Raw genomic sequence first — 17,514 nt, forward strand, 5'->3', positions numbered from 1 at the left:
GAAAGCATATATGGCGCAGCCCGGGCTTGCGGCAAGCCCCCGGCAATGCCGTATGTACGCTGCCCTTGACCTCAGTTTAGGAAAGGGAGTTTGCATGCGGATTTTACTGTCGACTTACGGTTCGCGCGGCGATGTCGAGCCGGTGGTGGCGCTGGGCGAGCGACTGCAGGCGCTCGGCGCCGAGGTGCGGGTGAGTGTCCCCGGCGATGAAGAATTTGCAGCGCTGTGCGCCCGTGCCGGTGTGGAGCTGGTGCCGGCCTTCGCACCGGTGCGCGAATGGGTAAAGGAGATGACGCGGCGCAGGGCATCGGAATCGCCGAAGGACGTGGCCGCACTCATCTCCGGCCAGGCGGCCGAGATCCTTGCCAGGCAATATGATACGCTCATGGCGGCTGCCGAAGGCTGCGATGCCGTGGTGGCCTGCGGCCTGTTTCCGTCCTGTGCCCCCGCGCGGCTGGTCGCCGGGCAGCGGCACATGCGCTACATCCTTGCCACCTTCTGTCCGATATGGCTGCCGTCGGCGCACAACCGGCCGCATGAATATCCGGGACATCCGCTTCCAGCCGGGGTGACCGACAACCGGCTGCTGTGGGAGACGGATATCGCGACCAAGAACGCGCTGTTCGGCCAAGCGATCAACAGCTGGCGCGCGTCGCTCGGATTGCCTGCGGTGGAAAATGTCCGCGATTATGTCTACGGCGATCCGGTCCTGCTCGCCTGCGACCCAGCGCTCGGGCCGTGGCTGCCTTCGGACCTGACCGATGCCAGGCAGACCGGCGCCTGGATCCTGGCCGACGAGCGGCCGCTGCCCGACGGGCTGGAGGCATTCCTCGAAGCCGGCCCGCCTCCGGTCTATGTCGGCTTCGGCTCCATTGCCGTGGCCAAGGAGGCCGGCCGTGCGGCCATCGAGGCGGTCCGCGCCAAGGGCCGGCGCACGGTGATCGCGCGTGGCTGGGCCGAGCTTGTCCTTACCGACGACCGGGACGATTGCTTCGCCGTCGGCGATGTCAACCAGCAGGCGCTGTTCCGCCGCGTCGCCGCCGTCATGCATCACGGCGGTGCCGGAACGACCGTCGCCGCCGCGCGGGCAGGAGCGCCGCAACTGGTGGTGCCGCAGATCGGCGACCAGCCGTACTGGGCGCGGCGGGTGGCCGAGCTCGGCATCGGCGCAGCTCATGACGGCCCGGTTCCGACAGCGGGGTCATTGTCGGCGGCGATGGAGACGGCGCTGGCGCCCGAAACCCGCATCCGTTCGAGCGAGGTTGCCCGTTTGGTCCGCGCCGACGGCGCGGCGGTGGCGGCGAAGCTGTTGATCAAGATGTTCGGTCGTGCCTGACCTTCACTGCGTCAGTTCCGCCAGCGCCCTCTGCAGGGGCGCCGGCGAGACTTGGATCGGGCCGGAGAAGGGGCTGTCCATGTCGATGATCAGATAGATTGCCGCGGCCACCAGCGCTCCGGACATGAGGCACGTGAAGATGATGGTTCCATTGCACGGTGCTCGGAAGCCGAAGCTGGCGAAGATCAGCGTCAGCCAGGCAACGAGCAGCGCGATCAGCGGCGCGGGGATGGCACCCTCGGACTGCTCGGCCAGGATCCAGCGCTGCGCGATCACCTTCTGCAACTGCTGCGTCGCCGCCTGTTGCGCGGCGGTCTGCCTGGCGTTCGCAGGGGTCAATCCGCCCACGATATCGCCGACCTGATTGAGCAGCAGTTCCGACAGCCTGTTCGGGACGACCGTCGTGTCGCTGTCGGCCGTCGAGGTATCGACGACGCGCTGCACATAGGCGGTGAGCGATTGCCGGGCGCCGTCCGCCTCCGGTCCATAGTGTCGGAGCGTTCTGTCGAGCAGAATGAGATCGGTGGCGAAGGTGTGGACGTTGACGTTGATGGATTCGAACGTGTTCTTGGCCGAGTTGATCATCAGGCCGAGGACCAGCGAGGACATCACCATGAAGAGGTTCGCGGCGAGCCGCACCACCGCGCTGGTATCGTCGCCAAGGTGGTGAGCAGGGAAGCGCTCATGCACCATCAGGCTGACCAGCGATGCCCCGGCCAGACAAGCAAAAATCGCCGCCCCTATAAGCACTTCGCCCATAGCTGATATTGCGCACGGGAAAGGACGGTTGCCAATTGGGTGGAGGTGGTTGAATCAAAGCGGAAGCATACAGGCGTATGTGGTTGTTCGCGAACGATGCTTTCCGGCTCGTCGTCATGTGCAGCGGAGCGAAGGGCAAAAACCGCTTCCAATGCCGGCCGAAGACGCTATCTATTGCGCCGGGCGGCTCCACCCTCTCACCATCACGAGGCAATCCATGACCATTCGCGCTGTCGTCTGGGGCGAGAACATCCATGAGCGGACCAATGAGGTGGTCGCCGGCATCTATCCGCAAGGCATGCACACGGCCATCGCCAACGCGCTCAACGCCGACAAGGCGATCTCCGCCTCGACCGTGACGCTGGAGCAGCCGGAGCATGGGTTGCCTGAATCCCGCCTCGCCGAGACCGACGTGCTCGTCTGGTGGGGTCACAAGGACCATGGCGCGGTGGCCGACGATGTGGTCGAGCGCGTCGCACGCCGCGTCTTCGAAGGCATGGGACTGATCGTGCTCCACTCCGGCCATTTCTCGAAAATCTTCAAACGGCTGATGGGCACGCCCTGCACGCTCAAATGGCGCGAGGCCGGCGAGCGCGAACGGCTCTGGGTGACGAGCCCCAGCCATCCGATCGCCGAAGGCATCGGCGAATATTTCGAGCTCGAGAACGAGGAGATGTATGGCGAGCAGTTCGCCGTGCCGGAGCCGCTGGAGACAATCTTCATCTCCTGGTTCCAGGGCGGCGAGGTGTTCCGCTCAGGCCTTACCTACCGGCGCGGCGCCGGCAATGTCTTCTACTTCCGCCCGGGCCACGAAACCTATCCGACCTACCACGACGCGACCGTGCACAAGGTGCTGCGCAACGCAGTGAAGTGGGCGCACAACCCGCAGGGCAGGAATTCCGCCATCCTCAAAGCACCCAACGTGCCGGTGGAGAAGGCGCTGGAGCCGATCGTCGAACGCGGCGGCAAGCTGCATGCGCCCGGCGAGGCTGGTTTCCGCTAAACCGTTTTCTGTTTGGGATTGCGTACAAGCAACAATTAGATCGCCCGCCTCATATCATTGAATCGAACCAATTCCTCTGGAGGAGCAAAATGCGGCTTTTGATACTCGGTACCGGCTGGATGGCGCAGGAGCATGCCCGCCGCTTCGGCGCTATCGAAGGCGTCGACATCGTCGGTGCCGTTGATGTCGATCCAGCCCGCGTCGGCGAGTATGCCGACGCCTACAAGATCCCGAAGCGCTTCACCTCGCTGGAGGCGGCGCTCGACTGGGACGGTTTCGACGCGGTCGCCAATGTCACGCCCGACCGCATCCATCACCCGACCACCATGGCGCTGATCGCCGCCGGCAAGCCGGTGCTTTGCGAAAAGCCGCTGGCCGAGAATTTCGGCAAGGCAAGCGAGATGGCCGATGCGGCGGAAGCCGCCGGCGTCGTCAACATGGTCAACCTCACCTACCGCAACGTCGCGCCTTTGCAGAAGGCGCGACAAATGGTGCAGGCCGGCGAGATCGGCACGGTGCGCCACGTCGAGGCCTCCTATCTGCAGAGCTGGCTGGTATCGAAATTCTGGGGCGACTGGCGAAGCGACCCCAAGTGGCTCTGGCGGCTCTCGCGCGGCCACGGCTCAAACGGCGTGCTCGGCGACGTCGGCATCCACATCCTCGACTTCGCCAGCTATGGCGCCGCCCTCGATATCGACCACGTATTCTGCCGGCTGCGCGCCTTCGACAAGGCGCCGGGCAACCGCATCGGCGACTACCAGCTCGACGCCAATGACAGCTTCGCCATGACGCTCGATTTCGCCAACGGCGCCTTCGGCGTGGTGCATGCCAGCCGCTGGGCGAGCGGCCATCTCAACGAGCTCAGGCTGCGCATCTATGGCGACAAGGGCGGCATCGAGGTGGTGCACAATCTCAATGGCTCGATGTTGAAGGGCTGCATCGGTGCCAATGTCGAGGACGCCAAATGGGAAGAGCTCGACGCCGGCACCGTGCCGACCAACTACCAGCGCTTCGTCGAGGCGGTGAAAAGCGGCGTGCAGGCCGAGCCCAATTTCCGCCATGCGGCTGGTCTGCAGAAGGTGCTGGATCTGGCGGTGGTGTCGGACGAAAAGCGCGCCGAGCTGAGGGCCCACGCGGACACGCAGTGAGGCCGAAGCTGCCGATCTCCTCCCGCAACGGGCCCGCAACGGGGGGGCTGTCATCACACAAATCTTTCAATCATTTCTTGAAGCCTTGATCTCGCCTTTCGTGATTTGATGCGGCCACAAAGCTCGGGAGGGTTCATTGACCGACTATATCGGGTTGCCGAAGGCCGAAGTGCACATCCACGTCGAGGGCTGCTTCGAGGCCGACGACGTGATCAGGAATTGCGAGGAGGCTGGCATCCCGCTGCGCGCGCCGCGCGACAGGCTCTTCGAGGCGCATGATCTGAAGAGCTTCCTCGAAATGCTCGACTGGCTGTGCGGCACGTTTCGTACGCGCGAGCAGCTGGCCATCACCGCCTATAAATTTGCGCGGCGCATGGCCAAGAGCGGCGTGCGCTACGCCGATGTCATCGTCAATCCGACTCACTGGCCGCACTGGCACCGGAACATCGCCGGCATGATCGACGCCTTCGATGCCGGGTTCGCGGCGGCCGAGCAGGATGGATACCCACCGGTCGGGCTCTGCATCAGCCTGCTGCGCACCCAGTCGGCCGAGGACGCCATCGAACTGGTGGAGTTGCTGAGCAGGATCAGGCACCCGCGCGTCGTGGCCCTTTCGATCGACGGCAACGAGGCGGCCGCCGGGCGCACCGGTCCGCGCTTTGCCGAGGCGTTCCGCCGCGCCGCCACGGCCGGATTGCGACGCACCGTCCACGCCGGCGAGTCGAGCGGTCCCGAGGGCGTTCGCGACGCCATCGAGCTGCTTGGCGCCGATCGCATCGACCATGGCGTTCGCGCGATCGAGGAGCCGGCTCTGGTCGACCTGCTCGCACAGAGGCGAATTCCGCTCGGCGTCTGCCCGATCTCCAACATCGCACTCGGCGTCTATCCTTCGCTTGCCGAGCATCCGATCGACGCTCTGCGCAAAGCCGGCGTTCCCGTCTCCATCAACACCGACGATCCGGCGCTGCTCGGCACGACGCTCGAAGCCTCTTACGCCGCCTGCGCCGAGACCTTCGCCTGGGACAGTGAAACCATCCGCCAGCTCGCCGCGACATCGGTGCATGCGAGCTACGCCGACCCGGCGGTGAAGGCGCGGATACTGGCGGATCTGACGGCCTGGCAGGGGTAGGCGACGCTCGGCGGATAGGTGCTTTCACCACGCCGCCGAACTGCATAAGGTGCCGAGACTCGGTCGAAAGGAGCCAGCATGGTCACGCGACGCGCCGAATGTTCCTGCGGTCAGCTGTCGGCCACCTGCGCGGGCGAGCCGGTGCGCATCTCGGTGTGTCATTGCCTCGACTGCAAGCGGCGCACAGGCAGCGCCTTCAGCTACAATGTGCGCTTTGCCGAGGCCGATGTGACGATAGACGGGCGCGCGCTGCAGTTCACGCGCACCGGCGAGCAGGGCGGGCAGATAACCTACAGCTTCTGCCCTGATTGCGGGACCACAGTGCACTATCGCATCGACACGCAGCCCGGCCTAACTGCAATTCCGGTAGGGGCGTTCGCGGATCCGTCGTTCCCGCCGCCCTTCCAATCCTTCTACCACCGTAGCCGGCGCTGCGAATGGGTCGAGATAACCGCCAAGCCGCTGACGAAGTTCGGCTGACTTTTGGCCTTGGGTCCTCCCCAGGGGGCGAGGAGCCAAGTCAAGCCCGGCGATAGATCCTCACCGCCGCCTTCACCAGCGCCGCATTCCCGTCCGCCACCGTCCCATCAGGCAACTCCATACCGTCCTCGAGCCCGACACGGGTCGAAAACTTCCGCGCCGCCGCCCGCTCGACGAAGGGCCACACGGTCGCGTTCTCGCCATGCAGCAGGATCGAGCGGTGAATGCCTTCGCGTTGCAGCAGCGTTTCGATGCCGTCGGCGACGGCAAAGGCCTCCTCCAGCGTCTGCTCGGAAATCTCGATCAGGACGCGCAGCACCCGGCGGCCATGATCGAGGCTGGCCAGCCTGAGCGCATCGCCGATCGACGCCAGCCCGGCCTCGATGCCGACGCCGCGGTTGCGCAACGCTTCCATCACTTCGGGCGCCGCCGCCTCGCTGAGATTGACCGAGGCGTAGTCGGGCAGCTCATGCCAGCCGGCGATGGCGGCAATCGTGCGCCTGTCGTCCTTCTCGATCCAGGCGCCGGTCGAAATGCCGATCAGCGTGCCGGGGCAGGCGCGGCGCAGCGCCGTCACCGTCCGGTCCATCGCTTCCGGGGCAAGGCTTTCCTGCCGGTCGGCGCCGCGCGCATGCACATGCAGTTCGACGGCACCCGCCGCAACCGAGGCCGCGCCGTCGCGTGCCATGGCATCCGGGTCGAGCGGCAGGGCGGGGTGGAAATCCGCGCCGCGGGCGCCGTTGATGCAGGCCTGGACGATCATGGCGGTCGATCCTGTTCAGGCGGAGTCTAGCGCAGGGGAGCATAGACGGGAAACGGAACCTGCGGGCAGGATCTTATCGACGCCGCGATCCTTCGCCGTAGAACTCGACTTTGGGCAATTGGCGGCGTGGAACGCCTTACCCAAAATGCTCCTTCCTCAACCTCTTCTTCATCCGCTCCAGCGCCGGCTGGCCACCTGCCGCTAGTTCCTTGGAAACCCGCGCCAAATCCTCATCCGCCTTTCGATATTTGCTGCCCCAAGCGCCAAGCGTGGCGAGTATCGGCAAAAGGTCGATGCCGGCCTCGGTCAGCCGGTAGATCGCTTTCAGCCTGTGGGTCGGGTCGTCGCTGCGGGTGAGGACGCCTTCGTCGACCAGGATCTGCAGCCGCTCGGCGAGCGTGCGCGACGAGATGCCTTCGTTCGACTGCAGGAACTCGCGAAAATGCCTTTTCCCGGCGAAGGCCAGGTCGCGGATGATGAGCAGCGTCCAGCGGTCGCCGATGAGCTCGAGCGACAGGCTGATCGGGCAGCCGGACCTTTCCTTGGTCGACATGAAATTAGTTCCATTTGTAAATCACTTTTCAATTGACATCATTCCATTCGCGCGTCAAATGATTTCAAAAGTAAACCGTGTTTGGAGATGCGAGAGGACCGCGCAATGAAAAAGCTCATCCTGCAAATGCAGATGTCGGTCGACGGCTTCGTCGGCGCCGACGAGAACCGTCGTTGGCAGCTTTGGGAATGGGGCGACGAGAGCGACTGGGACGACGAGCTCAAGCAGGACTTCAATGCCGTGTTCGCAACCGTCGACACGATTCTGCTCAGCCGCAAGATGGCCGAGGAGGGCTACCTCAATCACTGGGGCAATGCGGCGAGGAAATTTCCGCGAGACCGTTTTTATGCCTTTGCCCAGCGTATCATCGCAGCTGACAAGGTGGTACTGAGCGACAGGCTCAAGGCGTCGCGGTGGGAGCGTACCAGGGTCGCGAGCGGCGATCTGCCGCGCGAGATCAATGCGCTGAAGGCGAGCGAGGGCGGCGACATTGCCGTGTTCGGCGGCGCCGGCTTCGCCTCGGCGCTGATCGCCGCCGGGCTGGTCGACGAATTCCAGCTCTTCATCAACCCGGCGGTGCTGGGTGCCGGCCGTCGCATCTTCGACCAGGCGGGCTTCGCCAGGCTGAAGCTCACCGGCTCGAAGGCCTATGCCTGCGGCATGGTGGTGAACCGCTACGCGTCGGCGGGGTGAGGCACTTGAATCAATCTGGCAGCACGCCGTCTCAACCGCTTGTTCGGTTGTCGTTTCCCGGCAAATTGCGAACCGTCGGTGCCATGCCTTACCCGCCTGGGTGCGACGCCAGCGCGTTGGTTTCCCGAGACCCCGCTTCGTCGTTGACCGCGGCGGCGAACCGCCGGGCTTCGTGCGACGTGAGACCGATGAGCGCGCGCCCGGCATGTTCGGCGGGCTTGTCATTGGCCATGTCGAGCACCGCCCAGCTATGATGAGTCGGTTCTTGCACCTACGAATCTCATTTGAGCCCCCGCTCTGACGGGATGCCAATGTAGCAGATGCTTTCTGTCGGTCTGTGACGGAAGCCACACAAACAAGACGCGTCCACCGATTATTTTGGCCGGGGAAGTCCGCGGAGAGCTTTTAGCCGCCCTACTGCCCGGCCTGGTCCGCGTCGGTCAGCGTGCCGAGGAAAGCGACGATGTCGTCGATCTCGGCGTCGGTCAGCGCCGGCTTCTCGCCTGGTTTCCTGCCGTTGAAGGGCGGGTCGGTGTTGAGGTTTCCCCAGTAGGCCTTTGGCAGATCGTCGAATTTCTCGACCGTGCCGTCCGCGTTCTTCGGATACCAGCGGCCGGGATCTGTGTCGCGAGTGGCGTAGAAGGCGACAGCCTCGCGCAGCGAGTGGACATGGCCGTTGTGGAAGAAGCTTTTGCGCAGCGCGACATTGCGCAGGGTCGGCGTCTTGAACAGGCCGCAATACTCGCTCCGGCCCTTGAAGTCGGCCCGCAGCGGCCCGCACAGCCCGAGGTCGAGATAATTGGGATCGGCGTTGGCCGGGATCGCCTGGTTGCGCGGCACGGCGATGGCGATCAGGCCGTAATCGGTGAATTGCGGCGGCTCGCCGTCATTTGCCGGCTCGCTCAGATGGCAGCTCGCGCAATTGCCTTTGTTTTCGTCCTCGAACAGCGCACGGCCGCGCAACTCCTGCGCGGTCAACTGCGCCTTGCCGGCAAGGAAGGCGTCGTAGCGGCTGGAATAGGGGTAGAAATCGGCGCTGCTCTGCTCGAAGGTGCCGAGCGCCTCGACCGCCGCGTCGAAGGCATCCTGCTGATGGTCGAAAATATCCGCGCCGAACGCCGCCTTGAACGCATCGGCATAGGGCGCTTTGCGCAAGGCGGCGACCACGGCAGCTTCATCCTTGTTGCCCATCTCGAAGGGCGACAGCAGCGGGATCCTCGCCTGGTCCTTGCCGTGGTCGGCGCGCCCGTCCCAAGTCAATCCGCCGGTCGGGCCGTTGTCGACGCTTTCGTCGCCCTCGTCCTCGGAGTCGTAGAAGTGCTCGGTGAAGGCCGGCGCCGCCTGCAGGTAGCGCAGCGACGGCACGGCGCGCAGGCCGGGCCGGTCGAGGTTCGGCCCGCCCATCTCGACCGGCGCGGCGGAGGCCGGACCGAAGGCGTGGTTGGGATCGTGGCAGGACGAGCAGGCCTGTCTGCCCGAAGCCGACAGCGATGGGTCGAAGAACATTTTTCGCCCGAGCGCCGTCAGTGCTTCGGCGCGTGCGAAGGCTTGCGTGCGTGACATCGGGCCAGGATGGACGCCATCTGCCGGCTGGCCGGCGGCGGGCCAAAGCACGGCGCCGGCGAGAGCGGCGAGCGTGGCAAATCTCCGTGGTGTCATGACCCTCAATCCCGTTTGCCATTGGCCCAGCAGCGCGGTGCCGCGGATTGTTGACTGGCGGAGGCAAATTGCCAAGCCGGAACGCGGCAGATCAGCCCTCCACGGACATCCTCGCACGAAGAGAACCGTAGCTGCACCCTGGATGGTTGCCGAAATAAATTCCCGTCCGCTATCAATGGCCTCCAAACCGGACGAAGGACTTTCGATGAGCGAGCTGAAGATCAGAACCCGTGCTACCGGCGCCTGCGCCGTGCTGCCGCCGGGCGGCTTGCCGGCGGTAACGACGCCGACCGGCGGCACGGTCGATGTGGTGACTGCGGTCAGCGCGCCGGGCTTCAACCCGCTCGACCTGCTCTATGCCTCCTTGGCCGCCTGCATGGTGCTCAGCGCCCGCATCGCCGCCACCCGCCTCGGCGTCGCCGACCGACTTGGCGAGGTGAGGGCGGATGTCGGCGGCGAGAAGGCGAAGGACGAGCCGGCGCGGGTGGAAAGGTTCAATATCCGGTTGGAGATTGCCGGCGACCTCGACCCCGCGACCAAGCAGCGCATCGTCGAGGACGCCGAGACGATCTGCACCGTCTCCAACACGCTGCGCGGTGCGCCGGCGCTGCACGCGACGCTGGGATGAGGGCCGTGGCGCATCTCTCTGCGATCGACTATGCGACCGCCTCCGACGAAATCCGCGCGGAGCATGACCGGGAGCTTGCGCTGCGCGGCCGCATGACCAACATGAAGCGCATCCTGCTTCACTCGCCGGCCGCCCACCGCATCTACGCCGAATGGTTCACGCTGCGCGATCTCCTGCGTCCGACGCTCGAAGACCGGGCGATCTGGCTGTTTTCGAAGGCGATCGCCGAGACGATGCGCGCCGAGATCCCGGTTACCTTCTTCCGCCGCGCGCTGATCGATTCCGGCCTCGATCCGGACGCGATCGAACCCAGCCCGGACGAAGCGCTGCTGATGTCCTTCGGCACGGTGCTCGCCGCCGACGCCAATTCCGTTGCCGACGAGACCTGGGCCGCGCTGAAGGCGCGCTACGACGAAACGCTGCTCGTCAACCTCGTCGCCTTCGCCGGCATCATGGTGGCGACCTGCGTCTTCACCAATGGAGTGAAGGTGGATCTCGATCCGGAACTGGAGGGGTACCGCCGGAACGCTTGAGGTGAAGGACCCCGGGGCTGGCCGTTGCCTTGCTCTGCCTGCTGCGCATAGACTGAGGCCGGGAACGGGCGATCGGGGGGACCTCGATGCGTTGGCGTGTGGGCTTGCTTGTGTTGGCAGCAGCGCTGCTGGCCGGATGTGTCGCCAATGATGTCGAGCCCATCAACACCCATGTGACGCAAGTCGGGCCTGGCTCGCCGGACTACATTCCCGATGCTCCCGCCGACGGGTCGACCGTGGTCGCGCTGTCCTTCTCTGGCGGCGGCACGCGCGCCACCGCCTTCAGCTATGGCGTGCTTCAGGCGCTCGACGCTGTCGAGGTCGGCAGCGGCGGGCGAGCGCATACGCTGATCGACGAGGTGCGCGTCGTCGGCGGCGTTTCTGGCGGTGCAGTGACGGCGGCCTATCTCGGCTACAAAGGGCGTGGTTACCGCGAGCTTCGCGAGCGCTTCTTGCTGCGCGATGCCGAGAGCTCGCTGCACACCGCCAAGCTCGCTCCGGCCAATCTGGCGCGGCTGTGGAAGGGCGGCGTCAACGACCGCAGCACCTTTGCTGCGTGGCTGGACAGGAACCTGTTCGACGGTGCCACTTACAGCGCCTTCAGACGTCCCGGCGCCCCGCTGGTCTGGATCCACGCATCCGACATCTACAACGGCACGGCCTTCGGCTTCACCTACGACCGCTTCGCGGCCATCTGCAGCGATCTCGACAAGCTTCGTATCGCCGATGCGGTGGCGGCCTCGGCGGCGTTCCCCGCGGTGTTCGCGCCGGTTGTCGTCTCGACGACCACGCCGACAACTAGATGCAACTACAAGCAGCCGGACTGGATCGAACGCGGTCTCAACGATCCGGAGGCACCGGAACGGGTCAAGGCCGCGGCTCGCGCCATGGAGTCCTACCAGAACAACGACCGCGTCAACTACATCAAGCTGCTCGACGGCGGATTGACCGACAACACCGCGGTGGTCGGCTTCGCGGAATCGCTCGACATCGCCGGCAGTCCGCACAGCCCGTTGTCGCCGCAGGCGGCGGTGAGGATGCGAACGCTGATCATGATCGTTGCCGATGCGGGCCGCAGGAAAGAACCCGACTGGGTCAAGGTCAAGCAGGGACCGGGGTCGACATGATCGACGCCACCGCCGGCACCTCGATCGCGTCCTCGGTGCGCGACGAATTCGATTCCCTCAAGCTCGAATTCCGGCTGTGGCGCGAAAAGCTGGTCAAATATCGCTGCAGCCTGCCGGCGGCGGTGGTAGCGCGCTACCGCGGCAGCCTGTCCGGCTGGAAGTGCCGCGACGTCCAGATGGTGGTTGAACTGGTCTCCTTCGCCGACCTGCCGCCAGACGAGGCAGCCGCGCTGAACGTCATCCCGACCCGGCTGAGGCTGACGCCGGAGCAGGTCGAGCGGACCATCCAGGCCGGCCGCGACGCGGTCGCCTCAACCCGCGCCTGCAGCAGGCATTCCGCCGCGCTCAGGGCCGCTCGGGCTTCGTTGCGGCTGGTTCGCCGTAAAGGTCGCGCCATTTCCGCAGGAATCGGGTGGCCGCCGCTTCGCCTCCGCCCCACTTTGATGGCATCAAAGGAGGCGCTCATGACTGTCCATTCCCTCAACACCAAACGCGCCGGACGCTCCGCCGAATCCCGTGTCGCCGCGCAGGACTGGCGCGCGCTCGTCTCCGAGCTCAACGCCCAGGGCTGCGCTGTCGTGCCCGGCCTGCTTTCGCCGGAGGAATGCGCCGAAATCGCCGCGCTCTATCCGCACGAAGAACATTTCCGCAGCCATGTGGTGATGGCGCGCCATGGCTTCGGCAGGGGCGAGTACCGCTATTTCCGTTATCCGCTGCCTGATCTGATCGAGGGCCTGCGCACTGCGCTTTATCCATGGCTCGCCGGCGTCGCCAATGGCTGGAACGAGAAGATGGGCGCCGCGCTCCGTTACCCTTCCGACCACGCCGCCTTCCTAAAGCGTTGCCACGACGAGGGCCAAACCAAGCCGACGCCGCTTCTGCTGCAATACGGCCCCGGCGACTTCAACTGTCTGCACCAGGATCTCTATGGCGCGCTCGCCTTTCCGCTGCAGGTGGCGATCCTGCTCTCCGAACCCGGCAAGGATTTCACCGGCGGCGAATTCGTGCTGACCGAGCAGCGCCCGCGCATGCAGAGCCGCGCCGAGGTGGTGCCGCTCAAGCGCGGCGACGCGGTGATCTTCGCCGTGCACAACCGGCCCGTGGAGGGCACGCGAGGTTACTATCGCGTCAACCTGCGCCACGGCGTCAGCCGCCTGCGCTCGGGCAGGCGACATACGCTCGGTATCATCTTCCACGACGCGAGGTGACACCCCTCCGAGGCGGCTTTTCTCGGCTCTACGTTCCAGGCCGCCGATAACGGATCGCTTTCGCCCTGCTTAGCGCGTCCATCGTCTCCTCGACGCTGAGGAGGACGGTGGTCTCGCAGGAGCTGAGTGCCCCTCCGGCACCGATGGCGAGCACGACGGACGCCATCGAAACATTGTCCGGCGCCTCCCACAGGTTCCACCCGTCGTGTTCGCCGAACGCGTACCAGAACCCGTGCAGCTTTCCGCCGACCGATTCTATGTATGAGCTGGCTGCCTTGCGGCGATCCTCGGGGTTTTCGATCATTCGCGCCCAGGTCTCGGGCGTGTAGCTGAAGCGCGTCAGGTACATGGCCATGGTTGACCTCCCTTGCCAGAGCCCATCAAGTGGTTGGCTCCAGCACTAAGCGCTCGATCGGTCGGCGACGCCAATCAATTTCACCGCGGCTGGGTTCTGCCTCGAAGGAATAGCCGAGCGCGCGGATGCGGCGCTTCTGCCTCTTCCCTCCGCAGCCTCATTCGCGTATGCCCCGGGCAAATCCCGCCATCTCAGCGCAGTTTCCCGGACCGCCCCATGATCCGTCTCGAAAATATCGGCAAGCAGAACGGCCGTCAGATCGTCTTCATCGAAGCCTCGGCCGCCCTGCAGAAGGGCGAGAAGGTCGGCCTCGTCGGCCCGAACGGCGCCGGCAAGACGACGCTCTTCCGCATGATCATCGGCCAGGAGCAGCCGGACGAAGGCCAAGTCTCAGTCGATCGCGGCGTTACCATCGGCTATTTCAGCCAGGATGTCGGTGACATGGAGGGGATGAGCGCCGTCGCCGAGGTGATGGAAGGCGCCGGCCCGGTGAGCGCCGTCGCAGCCGAGATGCGCGAGCTCGAGCACGCCATGGGCGATCCCGACCGCGCCGACGAGATGGACGCGATCATCGAGCGCTATGGCGAGTTGCAGCACCGCTTCGAGGAACTCGACGGCTATGCGCTCGACGGCCGCGCCCGCGAGGTGCTCGACGGCCTCGGCTTCTCCCAGGAGATGATGGACGGCGACGTTGCAAAACTCTCCGGCGGCTGGAAGATGCGCGTCGCGCTCGCCCGTATCCTGCTGATGCGGCCCGACGTCATGCTGCTCGACGAGCCGAGCAACCATCTCGATCTTGAGAGCCTGATCTGGCTGGAGAAATTCCTCAAGGACTATGACGGCGCGCTGCTGATGACCTCGCATGACCGCGAGTTCATGAACCGCATCGTTTCGAAGGTGATCGAGATCGACGCCGGCGCGCTCACCTCCTATTCCGGCAATTACGAATTCTACCAGGAGCAGCGGGCGCTGGCCGACAAGCAGCTGCAGGCGCAGTTCGACCGCCAGCAGGCGATGCTTGCCAAGGAGATCGCCTTCATCGAGCGCTTCAAGGCGCGCGCCTCGCACGCCGCCCAGGTGCAGAGCCGGGTGAAGAAGCTCGACAAGATCGACCGCGTCGAGCCGCCCAAGCGTCGCCAGACGGTGGCCTTCGAGTTCCAGCCTGCGCCGCGCTGCGGCGAGGACGTGGCGACGCTGAAGGGCATCCACAAATCCTATGGCAGCCGCTCGATCTATGCCGGCCTCGACTTCCAGATCCGCCGCCGCGAGCGCTGGTGCGTGATGGGCGTCAACGGCGCCGGCAAGTCGACGCTTTTGAAGCTCGTGGCCGGCGCCTCCGAGCCGGATGAGGGCTCGGTGGCGCGCGGTCCGAGCGTCAAGATGGGCTATTTCGCCCAGCACGCCATGGAACTGCTCGACGGCGAGCGCACCGTGTTTCAGACGCTGGAAGACAATTTCCCGCAGGCCGGCCAGGCGCCGCTCAGGGCTTTAGCCGGCTGCTTCGGCTTTTCCGGCGACGAGATCGAGAAGAAGTGCCGCGTGCTCTCGGGCGGCGAGAAGGCAAGGCTGGTCATGGCGCTGATGCTGTTCGATCCGCCGAACCTTCTGGTGCTCGACGAGCCGACCAACCACCTCGACATGGCGACCAAGCAGATGCTGATCGAGGCGCTGGCGCAATATGAAGGCACGATGCTGTTCGTCTCGCACGACCGCCATTTCCTGTCCGCACTATCGAACCGCGTGCTGGAGCTCACGCCGGATGGCATCCACACCTATGGCGGCGGCTATACGGAATATGTCGCCAGGACGGGGCAAGAGGCACCGGGGCTGAGGGGGTAGGGCGGCGCTCTGACCTCCGAGCGTAGTAGCGTGGAGAAGCCTTGACCCGTCGGCAGGACAGAGGGGGGCGCGAAGGATCGCGACCGATCTCACCCTTGCGCCGCCTCCTCGTGAGAAGTCACGGCAGGATCCGGGCTCCGTGAGGCGCCCAACGCCCCCACTACTCCCTCGCCAAACCGCGCTCGATCAGGCGAGCAAGCCGCGCCGAAAACGCCCTGGCATCGGCTGGCTTGTCGCCGTCCAGCACGCGCGCCTCGTCGTAAAGCAGATGCGCGGCGTCTTCCTTGAAAGCGCGCTCGCCGTCGCCGAGCTTCGCCAGCGCCGTGACGCGCTCGTGCCGCGGGTTGATCTCGAGGATCGGCTTGGCCGCCTTGTCGAGGCGGCCGGCGGCGTTGAGCAGCCGCTCGAACTGGCGGTCGGGACCGTGCTCCGGTGCGACCAGGCAGACCGCGCTTTCGGTCAGGCGGTCGGAGGCCTTCACGTCCGAGACCTCGTCTCCCAGCGCCGTCTTCACGAAGGCCAGGAAGGTCGCGATTTCGGACGAGATTTCGGCATCCGGCTTGGACGCGGTGTCGAGCAGCGGGATCTCCGACAGTTCGGCCGCGCCCTGCGTCACCGATTTGAACGGCTTGCCGTCGAATTCCGGCGCCATCGTCGTCCAGAAACTGTCGACCGGATCGGTCAAAAGCAGCACTTCGATGCCGCGCGCCCGGAACCCTTCGAGCTGCGGCGAGACCTCGAGCCGGGCGCGGTCTTCCCCGGCCATGAAGAAGATCGCCTTCTGCCCTTCCTTCATCGCGGCGACATAATCGGCCAGGCTGCGCAGCGTCTCGCCGGAAGCGGTCGAGCGGAAGCGGGCGAGCTTCAGCAGCTGCTCGCGCCGCTCGTAGTCCTCGTAGATGCCTTCCTTGAGCACGACGCCGAAATTCTCCCAGATCTTGGCGTAGGCCTCGGCATCGTTATCGGCGAGTTTGCCAAGATCGCCGAGGACGCGGTTGGTGACACCCTTGCGGATCGCGGCGAGCAGCGGGCTTTCCTGGATCATCTCGCGCGAGACGTTGAGCGGCAGATCGGCGGAATCGACCAGGCCGCGCACGAAGCGCAGATAGCGCGGCAACACGTCGGCATCGTCGGTGATGAAGACGCGCCGCACGTAGAGCTTCATACGATCCTTGCGGTCCTGGTCGAAGAGATCGAACGGACGCGAGCCCGGCACGAAGGCAAGCGCGCTGTATTCGTGCCGACCCTCGGCGCGGAAGTGGATGGTGGCGGCCGGCTCGTCATACTGGCCGGCGATGCTGCGGTAGAAGTCGGTATATTCCTCGGGCTTTATGTCGCTCTTCGGCCTCACCCAGAGCGCCGTGCCGTCGGCGACATCGCGCGGCTCGGCGCCCGGCTTCTCAACAAGCGTGATCGGCACCGGCACGTGGCCGGACTGCGACTTCGCCAGCCCTTCGAGCCGGTAAGGCGTGGTGTAGGAACTCGCATCGTCCATCAGATGCAGCACGACGCGCGTGCCGCGCCTGGGAGCTGCCGCAAGCGGCACGGGAGCGATCTCGTAGGTGCCCTTGCCGTCGGAAGACCAGCGCCAGGCTTCCTCGCTGCCGGCCTGCCGGCTGATGACATCGACATGATCGGCCACCATGAAAGCGGAGTAGAAGCCGACGCCGAACTGGCCGATGAGTTGCGAGTCCTCAGTCGCCTTGCCGGCCTCGACGCGCTCGATGAAGGCACGGGTGCCGGAGCGTGCGATGGTGCCCAGAGCCTCGGCCATCTCCTCGCGGCCCATGCCGATGCCGTTGTCCTCGACGGCAAGCTGCTTGTTGTCGGGGTCGGCCGAAATGGTGATGCGCGGCTTTGCGTCCTCGCCCAGCAGCTCGGGACGGGTGATCGCTTCGAAGCGCAGCTTCTCGCACGCGTCCGCGCCGTTGGAGATCAGCTCGCGCAGGAAGACGTCCCGGTCCGAATAGACCGAATGCACCATCATGTGCAGCAGCCGCGAGACATCCGCCTCGAATGTCCTGGTTTCCGTCGTCTTGGTATCCGTCGTCATTCAGAATCTTCCCACATAGCAACTCTGGCCCGTCGCGCCGCGGCGTGTCGAAGCTGCCGATCTCCGCCGATGAGGGGAGATGTCCGACAGGACAAAGGGGGCGCGTCCCGCCAGCCGATCTGTCGCGGAGTGCTTTCTCGCTTTTCCGGTTCTTGTCAATTCAGAAGGGTGCCGTTTCCCTCGCGCTCCCTTTTGCCCTGCCGACCAATCTCCCCCAATTGAACCCTGTCGGGGGAGATTGGCTGTGT

The 17,514-nt window shown here is 65.3% G+C and carries 18 protein-coding genes; 11 read left to right on the forward strand and 7 right to left on the reverse strand.

Going from position 1 to position 17,514, the window contains the following annotated elements; all coding sequences use genetic code 11:
* Window positions 1-94 precede the first annotated feature (94 nt).
* A complete protein-coding gene (locus EOD29_RS10330) occupies window positions 95-1,336 on the forward strand; it encodes a glycosyltransferase (protein WP_127246664.1) in 1,242 nt (413 codons plus the stop codon).
* Window positions 1,337-1,339: 3 nt separating this feature from the next.
* On the opposite strand, the gene EOD29_RS10335 is transcribed toward EOD29_RS10330, so the two are convergent.
* On the reverse strand, window positions 1,340-2,095 hold the full coding sequence (locus EOD29_RS10335; protein ID WP_095824652.1) for a DUF4239 domain-containing protein: 756 nt from the start codon (window positions 2,093-2,095) through the stop codon (window positions 1,340-1,342).
* 217 nt (window positions 2,096-2,312) lie between these two features.
* Between EOD29_RS10335 and EOD29_RS10340 the strand changes: the two genes are divergently transcribed.
* The 4 genes from EOD29_RS10340 (at window position 2,313) to EOD29_RS10355 (ending at window position 5,855) form a co-directional block, all read left to right on the forward strand.
* Window positions 2,313-3,098, forward strand: coding sequence for a ThuA domain-containing protein (locus EOD29_RS10340; protein ID WP_127246665.1), 786 nt, complete (start codon window positions 2,313-2,315; stop codon window positions 3,096-3,098).
* An 89-nt stretch (window positions 3,099-3,187) separates the two neighbouring features.
* Window positions 3,188-4,246 (forward strand): Gfo/Idh/MocA family oxidoreductase, encoded by a 1,059-nt coding sequence (locus EOD29_RS10345; protein WP_067325422.1) that lies wholly within the window; start codon window positions 3,188-3,190, stop codon window positions 4,244-4,246.
* Between the two features lie 136 nt (window positions 4,247-4,382).
* Window positions 4,383-5,375: an adenosine deaminase gene (gene add / locus EOD29_RS10350; RefSeq protein WP_067325419.1), complete on the forward strand. Its 993-nt coding sequence runs from the start codon at window positions 4,383-4,385 to the stop codon at window positions 5,373-5,375.
* Between the two features lie 78 nt (window positions 5,376-5,453).
* Window positions 5,454-5,855, forward strand: coding sequence for a GFA family protein (locus tag EOD29_RS10355; RefSeq protein WP_095801529.1), 402 nt, complete (start codon window positions 5,454-5,456; stop codon window positions 5,853-5,855).
* A gap of 40 nt (window positions 5,856-5,895) precedes the next feature.
* Here EOD29_RS10355 and EOD29_RS10360 read toward each other — a convergent pair whose 3' ends face one another.
* Entirely contained in the window at window positions 5,896-6,618 is a 723-nt protein-coding gene (locus tag EOD29_RS10360) for a 3-keto-5-aminohexanoate cleavage protein (protein ID WP_127246666.1), read from the reverse strand.
* A 136-nt stretch (window positions 6,619-6,754) separates the two neighbouring features.
* Entirely contained in the window at window positions 6,755-7,171 is a 417-nt protein-coding gene (locus EOD29_RS10365) for a helix-turn-helix domain-containing protein (RefSeq protein ID WP_127246667.1), read from the reverse strand.
* A gap of 105 nt (window positions 7,172-7,276) precedes the next feature.
* On the opposite strand from EOD29_RS10365, the gene EOD29_RS10370 reads away from it, so the two are divergent.
* Window positions 7,277-7,864: a dihydrofolate reductase family protein gene (locus tag EOD29_RS10370; protein WP_127246668.1), complete on the forward strand. Its 588-nt coding sequence runs from the start codon at window positions 7,277-7,279 to the stop codon at window positions 7,862-7,864.
* 88 nt (window positions 7,865-7,952) lie between these two features.
* Here EOD29_RS10370 and EOD29_RS35885 read toward each other — a convergent pair whose 3' ends face one another.
* Both EOD29_RS35885 and EOD29_RS10375 read right to left on the reverse strand, forming a co-directional pair.
* The gene (locus EOD29_RS35885) at window positions 7,953-8,096 is read right to left on the reverse strand and encodes a hypothetical protein (RefSeq protein ID WP_164763732.1); all 144 of its coding nucleotides are present in this window, start codon (window positions 8,094-8,096) and stop codon (window positions 7,953-7,955) included.
* Between the two features lie 182 nt (window positions 8,097-8,278).
* On the reverse strand, window positions 8,279-9,523 hold the full coding sequence (locus tag EOD29_RS10375; protein ID WP_127246669.1) for a cytochrome-c peroxidase: 1,245 nt from the start codon (window positions 9,521-9,523) through the stop codon (window positions 8,279-8,281).
* A 205-nt stretch (window positions 9,524-9,728) separates the two neighbouring features.
* Here EOD29_RS10375 and EOD29_RS10380 point away from each other — a divergent pair, with 205 nt between their 5' ends.
* The 4 genes from EOD29_RS10380 (at window position 9,729) to EOD29_RS10395 (ending at window position 13,019) form a co-directional block, all read left to right on the forward strand.
* Window positions 9,729-10,151: an OsmC family protein gene (locus tag EOD29_RS10380; RefSeq protein ID WP_127246670.1), complete on the forward strand. Its 423-nt coding sequence runs from the start codon at window positions 9,729-9,731 to the stop codon at window positions 10,149-10,151.
* A gap of 5 nt (window positions 10,152-10,156) precedes the next feature.
* Window positions 10,157-10,684 (forward strand): hypothetical protein, encoded by a 528-nt coding sequence (locus EOD29_RS10385; protein WP_127246671.1) that lies wholly within the window; start codon window positions 10,157-10,159, stop codon window positions 10,682-10,684.
* An 86-nt stretch (window positions 10,685-10,770) separates the two neighbouring features.
* A complete protein-coding gene (locus EOD29_RS10390) occupies window positions 10,771-11,811 on the forward strand; it encodes a patatin-like phospholipase family protein (RefSeq protein WP_245475306.1) in 1,041 nt (346 codons plus the stop codon).
* A gap of 464 nt (window positions 11,812-12,275) precedes the next feature.
* On the forward strand, window positions 12,276-13,019 hold the full coding sequence (locus EOD29_RS10395; protein WP_127246672.1) for a 2OG-Fe(II) oxygenase: 744 nt from the start codon (window positions 12,276-12,278) through the stop codon (window positions 13,017-13,019).
* Window positions 13,020-13,047: 28 nt separating this feature from the next.
* Here the strand turns inward: EOD29_RS10395 and EOD29_RS10400 are convergent, their stop codons facing one another.
* Window positions 13,048-13,374 (reverse strand): GYD domain-containing protein, encoded by a 327-nt coding sequence (locus EOD29_RS10400; RefSeq protein WP_164747035.1) that lies wholly within the window; start codon window positions 13,372-13,374, stop codon window positions 13,048-13,050.
* Window positions 13,375-13,590: 216 nt separating this feature from the next.
* On the opposite strand from EOD29_RS10400, the gene EOD29_RS10405 reads away from it, so the two are divergent.
* Window positions 13,591-15,213 carry an ABC-F family ATP-binding cassette domain-containing protein gene (locus EOD29_RS10405; RefSeq protein WP_095824639.1) on the forward strand — a complete coding sequence of 541 codons (1,623 nt, stop codon included), beginning with the start codon at window positions 13,591-13,593 and terminating at the stop codon, window positions 15,211-15,213.
* A gap of 160 nt (window positions 15,214-15,373) precedes the next feature.
* On the opposite strand, the gene htpG is transcribed toward EOD29_RS10405, so the two are convergent.
* The gene (htpG, locus tag EOD29_RS10410) at window positions 15,374-17,266 is read right to left on the reverse strand and encodes a molecular chaperone HtpG (protein ID WP_127246673.1); all 1,893 of its coding nucleotides are present in this window, start codon (window positions 17,264-17,266) and stop codon (window positions 15,374-15,376) included.
* Between the last annotated feature and the right edge of the window lie 248 nt (window positions 17,267-17,514).

It is taken from the genome of Mesorhizobium sp. M1A.T.Ca.IN.004.03.1.1 (assembly GCF_003997555.1).
Lineage (GTDB): Bacteria > Pseudomonadota > Alphaproteobacteria > Rhizobiales > Rhizobiaceae > Mesorhizobium.